The sequence below is a fragment of the Cystobacter fuscus DSM 2262 genome, from assembly GCF_000335475.2.
Lineage (GTDB): Bacteria > Myxococcota > Myxococcia > Myxococcales > Myxococcaceae > Cystobacter > Cystobacter fuscus.
Genome location: NZ_ANAH02000001.1, coordinates 554,351 through 572,288, shown reverse-complemented (window position 1 = coordinate 572,288; position 17,938 = coordinate 554,351). Strand labels below are relative to the sequence as shown.

Annotated in this window: 14 protein-coding genes; 5 read left to right on the top strand and 9 right to left on the bottom strand. The window is 64.2% G+C overall.

Going from position 1 to position 17,938, the window contains the following annotated elements:
• Positions 1–5: 5 nt before the first annotated feature.
• Together D187_RS02165 and D187_RS02160 are read left to right on the top strand one after the other, a co-directional pair.
• Positions 6–1,868, top strand: coding sequence for a serine/threonine protein kinase (locus D187_RS02165; protein ID WP_002623147.1), 1,863 nt, complete (start codon positions 6–8; stop codon positions 1,866–1,868).
• A 119-nt stretch (positions 1,869–1,987) separates the two neighbouring features.
• The gene (locus D187_RS02160) at positions 1,988–2,533 is read left to right on the top strand and encodes an imm11 family protein (protein ID WP_211241432.1); all 546 of its coding nucleotides are present in this window, start codon (positions 1,988–1,990) and stop codon (positions 2,531–2,533) included.
• A 33-nt stretch (positions 2,534–2,566) separates the two neighbouring features.
• Here the strand turns inward: D187_RS02160 and D187_RS54610 are convergent, their stop codons facing one another.
• Positions 2,567–3,142, bottom strand: coding sequence for a hypothetical protein (locus D187_RS54610; protein ID WP_155893114.1), 576 nt, complete (start codon positions 3,140–3,142; stop codon positions 2,567–2,569).
• Positions 3,143–3,161: 19 nt separating this feature from the next.
• Positions 3,162–3,680, bottom strand: a complete 519-nt coding sequence (locus D187_RS02155; RefSeq protein WP_043427786.1) for a hypothetical protein — start codon at positions 3,678–3,680, stop codon at positions 3,162–3,164.
• Between the two features lie 234 nt (positions 3,681–3,914).
• On the opposite strand from D187_RS02155, the gene D187_RS49305 reads away from it, so the two are divergent.
• Positions 3,915–4,673 (top strand): hypothetical protein, encoded by a 759-nt coding sequence (locus tag D187_RS49305; protein ID WP_051256171.1) that lies wholly within the window; start codon positions 3,915–3,917, stop codon positions 4,671–4,673.
• Between the two features lie 94 nt (positions 4,674–4,767).
• Here D187_RS49305 and D187_RS02145 read toward each other — a convergent pair whose 3' ends face one another.
• From D187_RS02145 to D187_RS02135, 6 genes are all read right to left on the bottom strand, one after another.
• Entirely contained in the window at positions 4,768–5,580 is an 813-nt protein-coding gene (locus D187_RS02145; protein WP_002623162.1) for a hypothetical protein, read from the bottom strand.
• Entirely contained in the window at positions 5,577–5,750 is a 174-nt protein-coding gene (locus tag D187_RS51875) for a hypothetical protein (RefSeq protein WP_245591583.1), read from the bottom strand. The genes D187_RS02145 and D187_RS51875 overlap by 4 nt, the downstream gene beginning before the upstream one ends.
• 863 nt (positions 5,751–6,613) lie before the next feature.
• Positions 6,614–9,502 (bottom strand): NACHT domain-containing protein, encoded by a 2,889-nt coding sequence (locus D187_RS53600; RefSeq protein WP_002623164.1) that lies wholly within the window; start codon positions 9,500–9,502, stop codon positions 6,614–6,616.
• Between the two features lie 592 nt (positions 9,503–10,094).
• Complete coding sequence (locus D187_RS02140) at positions 10,095–11,633, bottom strand: transglutaminase-like domain-containing protein (protein WP_002623165.1); 1,539 nt, start codon at positions 11,631–11,633, stop codon at positions 10,095–10,097.
• 40 nt (positions 11,634–11,673) lie between these two features.
• Positions 11,674–12,054, bottom strand: a complete 381-nt coding sequence (locus D187_RS51865; RefSeq protein WP_002623166.1) for a GNAT family N-acetyltransferase — start codon at positions 12,052–12,054, stop codon at positions 11,674–11,676.
• Positions 12,011–13,144: a D-alanine--D-alanine ligase family protein gene (locus tag D187_RS02135; protein WP_245591582.1), complete on the bottom strand. Its 1,134-nt coding sequence runs from the start codon at positions 13,142–13,144 to the stop codon at positions 12,011–12,013. The genes D187_RS51865 and D187_RS02135 overlap by 44 nt, the downstream gene beginning before the upstream one ends.
• A 101-nt stretch (positions 13,145–13,245) precedes the next feature.
• Here D187_RS02135 and D187_RS02130 point away from each other — a divergent pair, with 101 nt between their 5' ends.
• Positions 13,246–14,535 carry an HD domain-containing protein gene (locus tag D187_RS02130; RefSeq protein WP_002623168.1) on the top strand — a complete coding sequence of 430 codons (1,290 nt, stop codon included), beginning with the start codon at positions 13,246–13,248 and terminating at the stop codon, positions 14,533–14,535.
• Positions 14,532–16,046 (top strand): MBL fold metallo-hydrolase, encoded by a 1,515-nt coding sequence (locus D187_RS02125; protein ID WP_002623169.1) that lies wholly within the window; start codon positions 14,532–14,534, stop codon positions 16,044–16,046. The genes D187_RS02130 and D187_RS02125 overlap by 4 nt, the downstream gene beginning before the upstream one ends.
• On the opposite strand, the gene D187_RS02120 is transcribed toward D187_RS02125, so the two are convergent.
• Entirely contained in the window at positions 16,031–17,905 is a 1,875-nt protein-coding gene (locus D187_RS02120; RefSeq protein ID WP_002623170.1) for an FTR1 family protein, read from the bottom strand. The genes D187_RS02125 and D187_RS02120 overlap by 16 nt on opposite strands.
• Positions 17,906–17,938: the final 33 nt, after the last annotated feature.

The window sequence follows — 17,938 nt, the reverse complement described above, 5'->3', positions numbered from 1 at the left end:
CGTCCATGACCGCAGAGGCTCTGCACCCAGACCACCTCAGGGCTGGCGACACGGTAGGCCCCTGGCGCATCGTCCAGGTGCTGGGCCGGGGAGGCTCCTCCCGCGTCTTCAAGGTCGAGCGGGAGGGGGTTTTCTACTCCCTGAAGATGGGGTTGCGCCCCCTCTCTACCTCTCGGAAGAACACTTCTCGGAAGGACCTCTCGGAGGAAAAGTACGTAGAGGAGAAGAGCGCCTACCGGCAGATGGCGCGTGAGGCGGCAGCCCTTTTCACCTACTCCTCCCACCCCAACCTCCTGCGTGCCTTCGCGGTGGACTTCTGGCCCGACCCACGCGTGGGCTACCCCTTCATCGTCACCGACTACGTGGACGGAGACGACTGGCACGAGTGGCGCTGGAGGAAGAACCCTCATGCCGGCAAGCTCGTGGACACTTTCGGCGACGTGGTGCGCACCGTAGACGCGCTGCACCAGCGCGGCGTGTACCACCGGGACTTGAAGGCGGAGAACCTCCTCATCCGCCGGGCGGACGGCAGACCCTATCTCATTGATTTTGGCACCGTGCGCCTGCCCGGAGCCCTCACGAAAACGATGGGTCTGCCCGAAGGTGTGCTGCACCTGCTGCCACCCGAGCTCCTGGCCTACACGCGCACCGAGGCATGGAAGCGGGGCGAGCCCTTCCAAGGAGGCGCGCCCGTGGACCTGTACGCCCTGGGGGTGTTGCTTTACCAAGGCCTCACGGATCGGCACCCTTTCGACCCGGAGCTGCCGGACAGGGAGTTGGTGGCGGCCATCGCGACCGTTGTCCCCGCCGCACCCCACCTCCTCAACCCGAGGGCGCCGCGCTCCCTCAGCAACATCGCCCTGAAGCTGCTGGAGAAGAAGCCCGAGGATCGTTACCCCAACACCCAGGCGCTGCTCCAGGCGCTGGATGAGGCCGCCGAAAAGGAAAGGGCATCCCCCGCCTGGAAGGTTCCACTCACCGACCCGGAGGAGAGCCTGGCAGAGGCGCCGCTCGATCAGGATCTGAGCGCTGAGCAGCCGCAGGAAGAACCCGAAGTAGCGCAGCCGCAGACAGCACCCGAAGTAGCGCAGCCGCAGGAAGAACCCGAAGTAGCGCAGCCGCAGACAGCACCCGAAGTAGCGCAGCCGCAGGATGTGCCCCCAGGAGAGAAGGCCGGCCCCCCGGTGAGCAGCCCTCGGAGGGCGTGGCTCCTCATCGCCTTGGCCTGCGTCCTCTTGGTGGGTGCCATCGGCCTGCTCATCGGACGAGCGCTGCTCGAGCCCTCACCCGCGGCGCCTGGTGCGTCCGCCACAGCCCAGAGAGGAACCCCGCCCGTGCCCGACTCCACCCACCCTGTTGCCGCCCCTCGTAGCTCCTCGCTCTCGAGTGTTCTCGCCGCATGGCTGTGCGCCGCTAGTGGCATGGGGTGCCCCGGGGCCCAGGTGCGGCCCGAGTCGGCGAACTGCCCGGTGGACGCCACTACGGCCATGTTCAAGGAACTTGGGATGCGCGAGGGCAGCTTTACTAACGCCCTCATTGACGTCACCCAGCCCGTAGAGGGGGGCGACTACGGAACCTACGAGGAGGGTCCCATCGTCGGCCGCGTCACGACCGGGGAAGGGCTGCTGGTGGAGGGGACGCTGCTGTATGGGAGGCTGTGGACGGGCCCCGGTCTGACAGATGACCTGGGCCGGGAGGCCGTCATCGGCCGCTACACGCGCGCTGTGTTGCCTCACGGCAAAGAGTACCCGGTATGCATCGCCCTGGGCGGCCCTCACGGGCGCATGCTCCGGCAGCCTGGCTCCAAGTCCGGCACCGTCCAGCTCCTGCGAACCGCTCCGGTAAATGCCGTCTGGCGGTGGCCATAGTGCCCTGAACACCACGCAGCACTCGATGAAATCGCGGGCGATATCTGTAAGCCTGGGTCGCGGCTCAACAATCCCCTCACGAAACAACCATGAGACCTCAATCCAGGTACTTCCGCCTGATGGACGACGTGCACCTCGAGGGACGTTGGCATGTGGAAAGCCCGCTGGATGATCAGGGGCGAGAAATCATCCCCCAGGACTTCTTGCAAGGCAGGGCGCTCCATTGGGAGGCGCCGCTTGTCCTCCCTTTATACCGTCGGGGACGTGCTCTGGATTTTAGCCAGACGGGCCTCGATTTCGCGGTGGTCAATGGTCGGTTCGCCACCCTTTGTGAGCGACTGGGAATCCAACATCAGATACAGCTCATTCCGGCACGGGTCGAAGAGCATCCCGATCCCTACTTCGTCCTCAACACCCTTCGCCTCATCCGGTGCGTGGATGAGGCTCGGTGCGAAGAATTCTCCTTCTGGGAACCCCGTCATGGAGAGCCCGAGAGAGTGGGCCACTACCGGAACGTGGTCGGGCTGAAAGTGGACCCCGAGAAGGTTGGGGACGCCCACATCTTCCGGCCATGGGGCTGGCCCGTGGCCCTCATCGTCTCCGAGCGTGTGAAACGGGCACTGGAAGACGAGGGCCTGAGTGGCCCCAGGTTCATCGAAGTCTGATCGGTGCTCTAGCGGTGTCTTGACGAGGGTGAACTACCAGAGCCGATCCGTGAAGAGGCAGTGGATGAGTTGGGCATGACCCAGGTCCAGGTTTCCCACTTGAACGTCTGAAACTGGTGTGAAGAGAACCTCGTTGGGCAGTGTGGACGTCCCCAGCACGGACTGCGCCAGCGAGTTCAACCGGGTCTCAAGTGTTTGGTACTCGGGAGGAAGCGGCGGATGCCAGAGTTGCTGCTTGATGACTCGATGGTTTTCGACTTGTTGCCAGGAAGCGTAGATGTGGTGCACGGGCGCGAGGATGCTGGCGAGTAGCACCACGGCCTTCTGTTCGGGTGCTCCTACCGGTGAGCCCGCGAGCGATACTCGAACACAGCGACAGGGATCGTAGATCAAAAAGGGAAGTTCCCAGAGACTGCATTCTGGCAGTTCCTGGCGGATGCGTTGCAGCAGTGTAGTCCATGCGCTGCTGTCTTCTTGGGCTGCCTTCCTGAAGGCGCGCAGTTCGACAGCTTCCGCCTGTGATTCATACCGCGCATCCGTGGTGTAGACATTCCTCGGGTAGAAGCGGTGGACCAGGTCGGTGAGTTCAGCAGCTGTGAGTGGCATCAAGAAAGTGGCTCCCCTGTCATTATCTGTTGATGGAGGACAGCCTACGGCTCGCGGGCCATCCGAGCAGGCCGAAGTCATCCCCATCTGGGAATCGTCTGGGTTGGAGCCCGGCTGTCTGGATCTTGGTGACGCGGACTCCTGGGATCGATTGACTGATGAGTGCCTCCATTCTCTCCTGGAATCGCTTGCAGATAAGAGCGGACACCGCCAGTTTCTGCTGCAAGACGATGCGGGCGGCTTGATCGGCTGCCGCGGCACATGTGACCTGAGCCGCCTCATTGGAAACCGGGCCCAAGTGGTTCACCTGCGGAAGGCCTACTTCAATGTCGCACCAGACCGCTCGAGGGTCCGATGGAGAAGCACTCCCCAGCTGGATGACCACCTGGGCCACCATCCATCCCCCCGGCAGCCCGCCGCCGACAGGAACCGTGGGGTGAAACTCGAACGAACTCGGTGGGATGCCGCCGACGACCATGGTCGCGCAGGCGCCGAGCCACAGAGGAACGAGCCTCAAAACGATGGTTTTCAGCTTGATCATCCCCACCGCTAGTACAGCAAGCATCCTGAGAAGGTGTCCCTGAGAAGGTGTCAAAGGTCTTATATCGACACTTCTCCCCCTACGAGTCGTTTGACTCCTGGTCCAACGACACCCGCTCCGGGTCCGCAGTCCGGTGAGGAAACCCCGTTGGACTGACCGCAGAGGGCTCCTGGTCCTCCTTGACTTGAGGGGTCAAATCCGGTCCCCTGTGAGTCTCTACGCAGGAGCCTCACCATGGCGGACGATAAGAGCGGGAAGGTCGGTGGACCGGGGCCCTTCGAACTGGGCAGGTGCTACGAGGTGGATGCCCGCCTGGGGCGCCTCCATGAAGCGCGGAACGTGGCCACGGGCACTCCGGCCCTGACGCTCATTCCGAGAGATGACGTGGAGTGGCAACCCGGGGGCGATTGTCGGATGAGTCTCATCTACGATTCGGAGCGGGACTCGGTGACGGTGGACGTGGAACAGGCGCCCGCCTCGGTGCGTACGTCGGAGCTGACCAACCTCCTGGTCCTGATGACGGCCGCGTTCAAGCGCGTGGAGGATGATGACGAGGTAGACGCCCACCTCGCCAGCGGGCCCGCGCTCGGCCTGGGGTCCAGGGACTCGCGTGTGTGCCGGGTGGGTCCTTCCAGGACGTGGCTCGCCGCCGCTGGGGTTGCCGTGCTCGTGGTGGGCCTCGGTGTCTGGTCGTTACTCGGGCCTCACGCGCCCGAGCCCGGGCGGGCGGATGACACGCCCGGCGAGTCTGCGTTCTTCGCGGATGGACAAGACCTCGCTCTGGCGGTCATCGCCTATCCGATGCCGGAGGCGCCCTTCAAGGAACAGCGCAAGCCGCCGTGTCTCGAAGGGACGGAGACGGAAATCCGGGGGGGATGCTGGATCCAACACAAGCTGGATGCGCCCTGTCCGCGAAACACGGCCGAGTACCAGGGCAAGTGCTTCATCCCCGTGAAGAAGCCGGAGCCCTTGCCGCGCTCCGTGCAGCCCTGAGTTCCAAGGGGATCAGAGGACTCGTATCGGCGTACGTGAGAAGTGGACGCGCCAGCACCCCGCAGGCGCGTCTCTTCGACGTCATCGACGCCTTTCACGCACTCCCCTGCGGTGCATCGGGTGGCAGCTCGTATCCCTTGGCCATGGAAAGTGGGTAGAGGGCGCGGTGGCCGATGTTGGGATGATACACCGCGAGGTAGGGCTCACCTGCGATGGACACCCACGCCCATCTGGCTGGCTCGGGTTGTGCCGTCAGCCAGGCCTCTGCTTCTTCAAGGCTGGCGAAAGACGCGGCGGCGACGGGAGGCTCCTCTTGTGCGAGCTCCGCGAGGTAGTACTCGAGACCGCGGTTGCGCAGCAGGCGGCGGACGTTCGTTTCACGGTCATGGAACACATCGTGATAGCCGTTCGCGATCAGCACGTTGGCGAAATCGGGAGGATTGGGGTGATTTCCAAGCCAGGCTTCCGCCTCCTCTCTCGTATCGAAAGAGGCAATAGCATAAGGAGGTGCACCCGCCTCGACGTGCTCGAGGTACTCCCCGAAAGCGCCGGTCTGACCGGTCAAGGCGATGAAGTGGAATGCATCGAGAAAGACCTGGAGACGCTTCTTCTCCTCGGAGGAATCGGCCTCGTCGCGAAGCTTCGTGAAGAAGCCAGCCGCTCCGTCCATGCGCTCCTCGATGCTCGCGGAGCCATCTGGAGGCGGGCCGACGGTCGCGGCAGGGTGGGTATCAGACGAGAGGGCTTCGCGGAAGTCTGAGAATTGATACCGCTGTCCCGTAGCGAAAACGAAGTGGATGGCATCTCGCGCGAGCCCCAGAAGGCGCGTCTGTTCGGGTGACTGCGCATCGCTCCAGAGCATCCCAATCACCTCGTGTGAGTCGGAAAGAAGGGTGGAGGACGTCATGGCTGCACCGCCGCGATTTGGGGTTCGGAAGGAACATCCGACGACACGAGCAGGACCGCTGGAACGAGGACCAGAGCGGTTCCTCCGCTTCCCACGACAACCGCGACGAACACCACCCCGGCAATGACGACCACGGTGCCAGCCAAGAGTTCTTCGTGGTGCTGCTTCAACCAATCGACTGCTTTGTCCGTAGCCGGAAATTTCAGGGTTTCGGCCAGTTCGCGGAGCCGACAACAGTCATTGTAAGCGGGCCTGCACCTGTCGCGACATATTCCATCCTTCGAGCCCCGACTCGCGTGGCTCCAATTCCGGCCCCTGAGCGACTTCATGCAAATGTTCTTGCAGGTATCAAGCTCGTCCTCGCAACTGCGAGTCCAGGCAGTTCGGACAACGAGGGCATCAGCGGTACTGCTGCTCGCTCGGTTCGGGTACTTTGACAGATCGAAATTGCTAAATGGCTCCCATGCATGGGTGACCTGTCCCTCTGGCGTCTCCTTGATGACGAGCACCCAGCGAGAAAGTTCTTGGACGCTCGTAGGGGCGGGGCTCGAAGTCTGGAGCGTACTACAAGAAAAAAGCAGAAGGCCGAGGCTCATCGCCAAGAGCCGCTGAGGGGTCGACGCCGTTCGCATGCTGTAGGTTTTGTACCATGAGGTCCCCGTGCGTCGGCCGACTTTTCGGCGCCTGCCCTGTGATCCGGGAGGGGGTCAAGGGACCTGGTCCGACAACTCCTCCCTTACGAGTCGTCTGACACCCTACCCGGCGCGCTGCATGGGGGAGGAACTCTCGGCCTACAGCGTCCCGCAGTTGGAGACGATCGCGGAGTTCCTCACGCGGAGCGGACAGGTGCTGCAGGACGTGGCGGGCCGGCTGAAGACGGCAGCGTGACGCTCCCTGCGCCATCAACCCTCAATGTCCCATGAGAAGGGGTCAAAGGACTCGTATCGACACCTCTTCCCTCACGAGTCGTTTGACACCGGTCCGGCTCGCCTTTCTAGCTTTGGCTCTGCCCCTACATGAGGGAGTAATCTCTTCATAATCCAAACCCATGGATGATACTCATGGCAACACCAATCCGGGGAGGAAGCAATCCTGACGTTTTGTATTCGCAGGACGCTAGATAGTCGATTAGTGGCGGTCCGGCCTTTGGGCCAACTGCCTGCTCAGTGCCATGCAATAAAGCGCGAGAGAGTGAACGCGAAAACTCCACGCTATGCGCCACAGGCTGCCTTGCATCAACCATCCAACAACACAACTCGTCAAGCGACCGTGCCTGAAGCACAAAGGACGGTGGCAATATGGATTGTGCTAAAAATTGATTCAGACGCCTCTGTTGGTTTCTTCGCCGCTTGGTCTGAGACAGCCACTCCCATATCGAAGTGCCACCCCAGAACATCATGGCAGATAAGGGGACCACTGAACCCCATACGGTACCTTTACCGCCATAATAAACAGCACCAAATCCACCCAGGAAGTACATGCCCGTCAATACCAGTCTCGTCCGCGATTCAGATAGCGCTGCAATGTAATCACGAGCCTTTCCGTCGACGATCTCGCAGAAGAGATAGTTAATCAGCGCTATCGAGAACAGAGTGAATACCACCCAGGCAGCCCCAAACCACCACTGGTTTGTTGTATATCTTAAGACGGAAAGAAATATTGACAGCAAGTAAAATTGGGTGGCAAAGACTATGAAGTCTGAACTTTTGACTTCATGGGGTTCGGCATAGCGCTTTGTTTCAGTTGAATCATTTGCAGATGTTGTTTTGCCTTTTATTGGTTTTGGAAAAGTGCGTATTAGCCGTACTAGTAGTGCGGAAGGAAGGGTTGCCCGCAGCCATGCACCTCTTCGGACTACTTTGTCGGCCCCAACTTCGGTGGGAAGTCGTGCTGCTAAGGCTTGTAGTCGCAATTGCCTCTGGACGGTCCACGCCCAGAGCGCTTGCTCACTGAGTTCTTTGCGAATCCACTTTGCCAATTTGTCGGATATGCTGGGGAAAAACATAACACGGCGAAGCGCAATTTCTTGCATGACCGAGATCTTTAGCTCCACTGCGAATGTCAGATAGTCAGACAGACGCGCCGCAGGCAGCAGCCCGCCATATCGAATAACCAACATTCGGTCCAACAAGTCCCCCGTGGACCAACGATGTGCGAGAAATCTTTCAACGGCTGCAGTAAGCGACGGCGGGACGAGTTCTGGGCGCTTGCCAAGCCCTTCCTGAAGAATACCCAATAACTGATATTCTGATTCGCTCCAGGCGTGGTAGCTTAATTCATCGCCAAAGCCGGGCAGCACAGCGACTGATTGCTGCTTTTGCTCAAGAAGGGCAAGAATCTGTGTGGCAGTTTCGAGAATCGGCTCAATCGTAGCATTTTCCGCGCTTTGCAAGAGGGCCACGGTGTATTCGCGCCATCTCTTGTCGACAAGAAGATCTATTGCAGAAATAAATTGTGGGTTAATAGATAGATGACGCACAAATAGCGTTTCTTGATAGCGCCTGTGCGAGAAAGTAAAACGCCTGTCCCCAGGTTTGGACTCTTGCACGTCGCTTCGCCCAATCTTGACATCAATCAATGCAGAAAGCAGGGAGTCGAGTCGTTGGTGCGTGAGCGAATCTGGTGGCAGTGCTGCCGCTATTTGATCGTATGTTGGTGCAAGGCTTAGTTGCGAATCTGTCGCAAAGAGAACCGCGAGTTCGGTGGCTCCATCTAGGAGTTGCTGAGGTGTGAGCCCGTGTTTGTTTTTAATGTATTCTGGATCGCGCTCGGCCAGTCGATTGATGTGTTTGGCAAGTAAATCATGGTCATTTGTTGGTGCGCGTCCTTCCTGCTTGATATGGCGGCAAAGCAAGGCGAGAAATAAGGGGCTCTGGTTTAGATTACTGTTGCTTTCAGCAAGGCGTGTGCGAATAATTTTTTTATGATCTGACGAAAGAAAACTTTTCTCAATGAGTTCGTTTTGCCGCTCAACACTGAGTGGAAGGATGCGAAATTTTTGCCAAGGGAGCGATTCGGGGCCCTTGAACTCCCGTGAGGCGAGAATGCTTCGACAGTCGCTCATATTTGCCAGAAATTGCCGAATCGCTTCTGCGTACTGCTGTATGCTGGTGCTTCCTGCGGGAGCATGCATTACCTCGGGAATCTCATCGAACGAGTCGAACAAGAAGAGCCATAGGCCATCGCGAAGGTGCGCATCCCAATGCTCTTTAATATAGTCAGCGGTATCTGCATCCCCTCGCCGCACGTTGTCAATTACAAATTTACGTATCCAATCTGCGGTGGGCCCGGTCGCTGGGGGATGGGGCAACTCTTTGAGGTTTACATAGAGAGGGATTTTTGCCTTCAAGTCCGATGACTTTGCGCCGCGATCTGCGACTTGATAGGCAAGATGCCGTAGCGCTACGCTTTTCCCACTCCCTGGTTCGCCAACAAGCAATAAGGCTTGCTCTGTGCTGGTTTCAAGAGCTTGGAACAATGATCTCACCCGCCTAAGTCCGAATGCTCTGCGACGAATGAGCTTGTCGAAGCGGGAGGCATAATACCATCCTTGCGCTTCGACCTCTGCTTCGAGATCTGCAAAGAATTGGTCATTCCAGTTCTCGGCTTTGTTGAGAGTGTCAAGATCACTGCGAAGGACCTTGCAAAATTGGCGACGCCTTCGAATGGCGGCGCGCTGCTCATTGCTCATTGCAACAGGCAGGCCGGCCTTCTTCCAGTCTTCTTGAATGGCGATAAGCCACTCTAACCCTTTCCTCAGTAGCCAGAGGCAAGATCCAAAAAATACAGCCACGATTAAGATTCGGGCAAGCCACCCTTGCCAGCTGTTCCAGTCTTTTATCTGAGTGAGCCAGCGCCATGCTCGCTCTATGTAGTCGGCAAGCGCTATGCTCTCCTTGATGTTTTTGAGAACTTCCTCCATTGAACCCTCTAGACTTAGGTGCAAATCGCGTGAGCCAGTCAGAACTCCAGTTGATGCAAGCCTACATGGGAACGATTTTCCAGAACCAGTGAGTGAGTGCCGGAATAGCGTATAAGTCTAAGGTGGAAGCGCGGCGAGATTGTCCCTCACCATCTCGTACAGCACTGCCCCCTCAGGCCACCTCCACCACTACTCCCACTCGCGCGCTCCCACTTGCTCCCTCTCAGTCGCCTCTCATTGGGGCACATGCTACTGCCAAGTTCCAACGGACTTCTCGTGAACATTAGGATAGCAGAGGACTCTGGCCGCTCGCGTCCGTGAGCGGCTTCATGCTGGTGAGCCGAATATGCCCCCAGTGTGCCCCTCCAAGGTGGTTGGAGGCGGCATACAGGGGGCATGGCGTGGGACGGGACGGGATGATGAACCCGAGGCGAATCAAGGAGATAGTGGGTAACAGCATGTCCTGCCTGGGGTTTTCCATCGCCTTGTTTGGGGGGTCGATTCCCACCGCCTTCTGTTCTGTGTGGTGGCTCGCTGCCTCGAATTGAAACCGCTCGCGCTAAGGCGAGCGCTTGCCATCCGGCTCGCGGCCCTACTTCACCTCAAGCACCTTGAGCGAGCCGATGAGGGGGGTGATCTCCGCGTTGCCCTCCCGCCCCACGCCGAAGTGCGTGGCGTCCGCCACTACCTGGTTGAAGGTCGGATCCATCTGGGTCCACTCGCCCACGAAGGCCTCCACCCACTCGTGCCAGTAGAGCGCCGGAACTCCATCCGCGTTCACCATGTAGATGACGCCATCCACCCGCCGGGCCGGAATGCCCGCCGCGCGCAGCAGCGACACCGTCAGCAGCGAGTGCTCCGTGCAGTCACCCTTGCGCTGGCGCAGCACGTCCGTGGCCCGGTCCGCGCTCGACCCGTAGTCCTTCTGCAGCGTGCTCGCCACCCACTCGACGATCTTCTTCGCCGCCGCGTAGGCGTCCTTCTCTCCCCCCACCAGCATCCGTGACTGCTCGACGATGCGCGGGTTGTCGCTCTCGATGATGATGGACGTCTTGAGGTTCTCCCCGCCCTCGGGGTCCGCGAGCGGCCGGGGCTTGAGCACCTTGGGCTCGGGGGGCCTCGCGGACAGCGTCACCAGGACGCGCCCGTCCTTCTCGCGCTGGTACTTCTGCCGGTAGCTGTCCTGCTGGAACTTCTCCGGCAGGTTCTCCATCACCAGCTTCACCTCGCCGGGAATCGCGTGCGCCGACTCGGGCAGCGCCTTGGGCAGCACGACGCGCGTGAGGCCGAACACTTCCACCAGATCCAGTCGCTTGGCCACCGCCTCGGGCTCGGCGCGCGCCTTCATCGTCTGGCCGTACTCCATCTCCAAGAGCCGCCCATCCTCCTCGGCCACCCAGGCCGTCACCGGCACCTTCTCCTTGTCCGAGACGCTGACGGCCCGGCCCACCTTCACCTTGACGCCGCTGATGAGCCGCTCCTCGGAGGGCTGCACCGTGGTGGCGAGCTTGTAGGTGCCCAGGTCCATCCCATCCAGCACCGCCCCGCTCAGGTTCGTCCGGCGCAGCAGCGCCACGCGCACCTGGTCCGCGTCCTCCACCACCTCCGACGTGGCCGGCAGGTTCACCGTCTCGTCCTGCATCCCCGGACGCTTGCGCACCACGCTGATCCCCGTGGGCGTGGCGCTGCCCACCAGCGTCTGCGTGCCGCCATCCCCACGCTGCTCGATGGTGAAGGCCACCAGCCGGCCGCCGGGGTGGGCCTCGTAGATGCGCTCCTCGCGGTGGACGCGCTCGGACAGCCGCGCCCCCACCTGCGCCTTGAAGTGCAACTCATTGATGGCACGCACCCGGTCCGCCCGGCCCGGGATGAGGCCCAGGTCGTTGAAGACGTAGCCCACCTTCTTGTCCACGAGGTACAGCCCCAGGTACTCGCCCCCCGCGGGCCGCTTCGCCTTCACCACGTCGGAGACGGCGGCGGGCGCCTGCTGGGGCGGGGCGGCGGACTCGGGGGCCCGCTGCGCCTGGACCGGAGGAGGAGCCGCGGGCGCGGCGTCCTGCTTCTTGCACTGCACGAGCGCCAGACCCAGGACGGCGGCGCTCAGGGGGAGGAAGGTCTTGAGGGAAGTCACGCGCGCGGCTCCGGCGCGCGGGCCTGGCGCGTGGTGCGGCTCAGACCCGCTTGGTGAGGATGATGAGGTCGTCGCCGACCTTGTAGAAGTCGCGGATGCGCGCCTCCTCCATGTACTTCATGGAGGCGTAGAAGCCGCGGGTGGGACCGTAGGCCTCCGTGGCGCTCGTCTCCACGCGGATGATGCGGGCCGTCCGGCGGCGCAGGTCCGCCTCCATGCCCGACACCAGCGAGGCGCCCACGCCCTGGCCCCGCACCTCGGGGTCCGAGGCGATCCAGTACAGGTCGTACGTGCCCTCCGTCATCGGCGTGGGGCCGTAGCACACGTAGCCCACGAGCGTGCCGTCCCGGTCCGCGACGAGGATCTTGTAGTCGGGGTTATTCGGCTGAAGCGCGAGATCGACGAGCTCGATGGCGCACACCTGCTCGTCCTGGGAGAAGGTTTCGATTCGATGAATCAGGGAGGCGAGGGGCTCCCGGTCCTTTTCTGCGAGCGGTCGGATGTCCATGGTGTCTCTCGAGGGCGATCGCCACGAGCTGCCGGGCGAGGGTGCGGTAGTCGATTCCGGCCGAGCGCGCGGCCTTGGCGAAGCCCGCCTCCGGGTGGAGATCGCAGTTGGGGTTGATGTCGATGACGTAGGGCACGCCCTCGGGGGTGACGCGCATGTCCACGCGTCCATAGTCCCGGCCCTCCAGCGCGGCGAAGGCGTCCATCGCCGTCTGGACGAGCCGCGCCTCCAGGACGGTGTCCGTCAGCAGACAGGGGCCGGAGGGGGTGTTCACGTACTCGGGCGAGCCGGTCTCCCACTTGCCCGCGTAGGTGACGATGTTGGGCCGGTCGGCGAAGAGCTGGCCGAAGCGGATCTCCGACAGGGGCAGGGCCCGGCGGGGCGAGTTGCCCAGCAGTGGCACGTAGATTTCGCGGCCGGCGATGAACTGCTCGACGAGCGCGGGCTGCTGGAAGGTGCGCAGCACCGCGTCCACCGCGCGGCGCAGGCCCTCCCGGTCGTGCACCACCGAGTCGCTCGTGATGCCCACGCTGGCATCCTCGCGCGCCGGCTTGACGATGAGCGGGAAGGGCAGGGTCACCGCGTCCAGGTCCTCGAGCCGGTCCACCCGCGCGAAGCCCGGGGTGGAGACGCCGCGCGCCTTGAGCAGCTCCTTGGCCTTGTCCTTGTGCAGGGCGAGGGTGAGCGAGAGCGCGGATGCGCCCGTGTAGGGCAGCCCCAGCATGTCCAGCAGGCAGGGGATGATGGTTTCCGCCCGACTGTCCGCCGCCACGGACTCGCAGAGGTTGATGACCAGGTCGGGCTGCATCCGGGCGAGCACGTCCACGAACTCCAGCCGGGAGCCCGTGACGGGAACGAGCTCGACCTGGGTTCCATCTTGGGTGAGGGCCTCGGAGAGCGCGGAGGCCACTCGCATCACGTCTGCTCGCGCCTCCCGACCCGGGTCGTCCTCCAACTGCTCATGGTCTCGGTTGTACAGGATGGCGATGTGCATGCGGGGCATGTGTCGACGGCCAGGGTTAGCACGTCCCCAGGGGGGATGACAGTTCACAGCGGGCCCGATTGGCTGGCCGCTGAGCAGTGTCTGGAAGTATGAGGAGAACCATGCGGATTCGTGACCCCATCCACGGCACCATCGATGTGAGTGGCGAGGAGAAGGCCGTCATTGACAGCCGGTTCTACCAACGGCTTCGCCACGTGCGCCAACTGGGCTTCGGCGACCTGGCATTCCCGGGGGGCACCCATACCCGGCATGCGCATTCGCTCGGCGCCATGCACGTGGCCTCCCGGGTCTTCCTCGCCGTCACCGCCCGCTCGGGTCTGCCCACGCCGGTGCGCGAGCGCTTCAACGCCGCCGTCCGGCTCGCCGTGCTGTGTCATGACCTGGGGCACATGCCCCTGTCCCATGCCTCCGAGAGCATCGCCCCCCGGCGTGCGCTGCTGCGGCTCCCGGCCTGGTTGGACTCCGTGGCGGAGGGCGAGCAGGCCACGCACGAAGATTTCACCGCCAAGCTTCTGTTGGACAGTTCACTCACGCCCCTCATCCAGGAGAGCTACGCGCCCCTGGGCATCACCCCCGAGGCGGCGGTGGGGCTCATTACCGGGGCGAAGCTCCCGAGGGATCCCGGCTTCTCCCACGAGGGGGTGGACTGGACGCCGCTGTTGCGCGCCATCGTGTCCGGGGAGCTGGACGCGGACCGCATGGACTACCTGCTGCGCGACTCGTTCTACACGGGCGTGAACTATGGCCGGTACGACATGGACTGGCTGGTGTCCAACCTGAACCCGGCCATCAAGGACGGGCGCGCCTATCTGGCGTTGAGCCGGGCGGCGGCGTTCGCCTTCGAGGACTTCCTGCTCAGCCGCCACCACATGTTCCTGTCGGTGTACTACCACCACACCTCGGTGAACTTCGATCACATGCTGCGGCGCTACTACGAGGAGGCGCCCGGCGAGTTCGAGATCCCCGCCGACCCCGAGGGCTTCCTCTACTGTGACGACGTGGCGCTCTGGTACACGCTGCGCCGCTCGAAGAACCGCTGGGCCCAGCGCATCGCGTCGCGCCAGGGCTTCAAGCTGCTCGCGCAGTTCACCGAGCGCGACGTGGGTTATGACCTGGAGGTGCTGCGCAGCGCGCTGGTGACGGGCGGCTTCGAGCACTTCACGGTGGAGTCCCGGGGCGTGCTCTCCAAGTACTTCTCGGAGGGCTCGGGGCCGAGCCTGTTCATCATCGACGTGTCCACCGGCCGGCTCACGGAGGTGGCGCGCTACACGCCGCTCTATCAGCGCTACAAGGGCGCGGTGCGGCTGTCCCGGGTGTACGTGCGGCCGGATCAAATCGAGGACGCGCGCAACATGATGGCGCGTCTGCTTGGACAGGTGGTGCGGGAATGAGTGAGACAATCGCCGGAGCGCCTCCGCCTCCCCCCGTCGCGGTGCCCCGGCTCGCGTCGGTGGTGGTGCCCTACCGCCGCACGCCCACGGGGGTGGAGCTGTTCTGGGTGAAGCGCGAGAAGGCGCTCGCCTTCGCGGGCGGCTTCTATGCCTTTCCCGGCGGGAAGGTGGACAAGGCGGACGCGGCGGTGCCGGTGCGGGGGGCCTCGGGGCAGGAGGCGGCGTTGCGGGCGGCCGCGGCGCGCGAGCTGCTGGAGGAGACCGGGGTGCTGGTGGCCGAGGGCGCCGAGCGCCTCTCCCCCGAGGCGGTGACGGCGCTGCGCCGGGCGCTCCTGGCGGGTGAGTCGCCGTGGGGGGAGTTGCTCGAGCGGCACGGGCTCGTGCTGCGGGCCGAGGACTTCCCGGCGGCGGGGCGGTGGGTGACGCCGGAGTTCGCGCCCGTGCGCTTCGACACCTTCTTCTATCTGGTGGAGGTGGACGAGGGGATGCGGGCGGAGTGGTGGGCCGGGGAACTGTCGGAGGCGGCGTGGGTGACGCCGGCCGAGGCGCTCTCTCGCTGGGAGGTGGGCACGGCGCTCCTGCACCCGCCCGCGGTGCACGTGCTGCGGGTGATGGCGCGCTTCGGCTCGCGCGAGGCGGCGCTGGCGGAGCTGGCCTCGCCGCCGCTCGCTCCGGACTTCATCGCGCGGCGCATCGAGTACCACCAGGGCGTGCGGGTGTTCCCCGTGCGCACGGCGACCCTGCCTCCGGCCACGCACACCAACGTGTACGTGCTGGGCAATGGGGAGCTGCTGCTCGTGGACCCCGGGGCGGGGGACGAGGAAGAGCTGGAGGGGTTGCTGGAGATGGTGGAGGGGCTGGTGGCGGAAGGGGCCCGGGTGAAGGCGGTGGTGCTCACCCACCACCATGGAGACCACATCGGGGGCGTGGGCGCGGTGACGGCGCGGCTGAACGCGCCCCTGTGGTGCCATGCGCGCACGGCGGATCGGGTGCCCGTGCCGACGGAGCGGCTCCTGGAGGACGGGGAGGTGCTGGAGCTGGCGGGCAGTCCGCCCCAGCGCTGGCGGGTGTTGCACACGCCGGGACACGCGCGGGGCCACCTGTGCCTGGTGGACGAGCGCACGCGCGCGGCGGTGGTGGGTGACATGGTGGCGGGCGTGGGCTCCATCGTCATCGATCCGCCCGAGGGGGACATGGGCGAGTACCTGCGGCAGCTCGCGCGGCTGCGGGACTGGCCGGTGACGACGCTGCACCCGGCGCACGGCATGGCGATTCCGGATGGGCCGGGCAAGCTCCAGGAGTACCTGGACCACCGGGCGGCGCGCGAGGCCCGCATCGTGGCGGCGGTGCCCGAGGAGGGGGTCACGCTGGCGCAGGTGGTGGAGCGCGCCTACACGGAGACGCCCGCGTTCCTGCTGCCCATCGCGGAGCGCAGCGCCCTGGCGGTGTTGCTGAAGCTGCGGGAGGAGGGAAGGGTGCGCGAGGAGTCCGGCCGCTACTTCCCGGCCTGAGCCTCGGCCTGGGACGAGGTGTCCGCCAGGCTCGCCGTTCCGCCGCCGCGCCGCTTGATGAGGAGCAGGGCGAGCGGAATGGCGGTGAGCACCGCCTGGGGGATGAGGGACATGGCGTCGGGGTAGATGCCGAGCAGGTCGATGGTGACGAAGCGGATGGGGTGGATGGGCACCAGGGCGACCTCCTGGAGGGCACGGATCGCCTTGCCCAGGAGGATGATGGCGGTGACCACCAGCAGCACGGTGGACGCCTTGAAGAGCGTCTTCATGGGCAGCTTGTAGCCCACGCGGTTGACGAAGAGGACGAGCACGGTGAGCGCCACGGCGCCCGCGGCGCACCCCCAGGCCACGCCCGACGCCGAGTCGAGCGCGAGCCCCTGCAGGAAGATGGCCGTCTCCACGCTCTCGCGCAGCGCCGAGGTGAAGGCGATGGCGAACAGGCCCATCATGCTGCCGCGGCCCAGCGCCCCCTTCATCTTCTCGCGCAGCTCGCCCATGAACTTGCTCATGTTGGCGCGCGCGTTGAGCCACAGCGCCGCGTACAGCAGCATCGCCACCGCCACGAGCCCGGCGATGCCCTCGAGCATCTCGCGGTTGGCCCCGTTCATCAGGTGCCGGCCGAAGATGAAGGCGAGCGCCCCCACCACCAGCGCGGACACCCAGCCCAGGTGCACCACGCGCGCGTACTCGGGCGCCTGCATCTTGCGCAGCATCGCCAGCAGCGCGGCGATGATGATGGTCGCCTCGAAGCCCTCGCGCAGCAGGATGAGCAGGGTGATCCAGATGACCGACAGGAAGCTCATCGTGTCGCCACTGTCCCGGCGCGCCTCATCCAGCAGCGACAGCAGGACGCGGCCCTCGTCCTGGAGGTGCGGGCTCTTGCGCTCGGCGGCCACGCGCGTGTCCAGGAAGGCCTTCTCCAGCTTGAGCACCAGGTCGGGGTTGCGCGCCCGGAGCGTCACCTCCACCGGCTCCAGCCCCTTGAGGTAGGCGTCCAGCAGCGCGTTGCGCGCGCCCAGCATGTCCCCGGAGGCGCCCAGCTTGAGCGCCTGTTCCACGTACTCGCGCGTCACCAGCAGGCCGCGTTCCGCGTCCACGTCCGGCATCTTCCGGCGCAGGCACGCGAGGTGCTCCTGCCCATAGGCCTGGACGAGCTCGTTGTCCGTGGCGTTGGCGAGCTTCTCCAGCGACACGCGGGGCGGCACGGCGTCACACGGGGGCTGGCGGAGCGTGAAGAGAAAGAAGGCCAGGCCCCAACGCTCCTCCTCGGTCAGGGTGGGATAGCCCGGCATGGCGGTGCCGGGCACGCCGAAGCCCACCGTGTTGAAGGCCTTGTAGGGCGTGAGCCCGCCCATGATCTCCGCGTCATGGAAGTTGGTGGGACGCGGCTCCATCGTCTGGGCGATGGGCACCTGCGCGCGTCCGTCCGCGCCGTGACAGGCCGCGCAGCTCTCCTGGTAGACACGCTCGCCCACCTTCAGGTCCGGCGCCATCCGCGGGCTGCGGGCCAGTCCCCCCGCGAGCACCAGATCCTCCACCAGCGCGCCGCAGTCCTGGCTGACGCCCTCGGGATCCGCGGCCTTGTCCACCCGGGCCTTGATCTCCTCCAGCCGCGCGACGAACGTCTCCCCGGGGCGTCCCAGCTCGCGCGCCGCTTCGGTGGCCTCGGCGATGAAGCTGCGCTGCTCGGCCAGCTCGAAGTCCGACTTGGATTCCACCGCCGCCGGATAGTCCGCCTGCAGGTACTGCAGAATGCCCACCAGGCGGTGCCAGGTGCGCGCTTCGGACTCGCTCTCGGCGGCGGTGGCCACCGGCGCCGTGAGCAGCAGGGACAGGAGCAGTAGACCGGTGCGCTTCACGCTCCACCCTCTACCAGTCCGCCCACATATTCT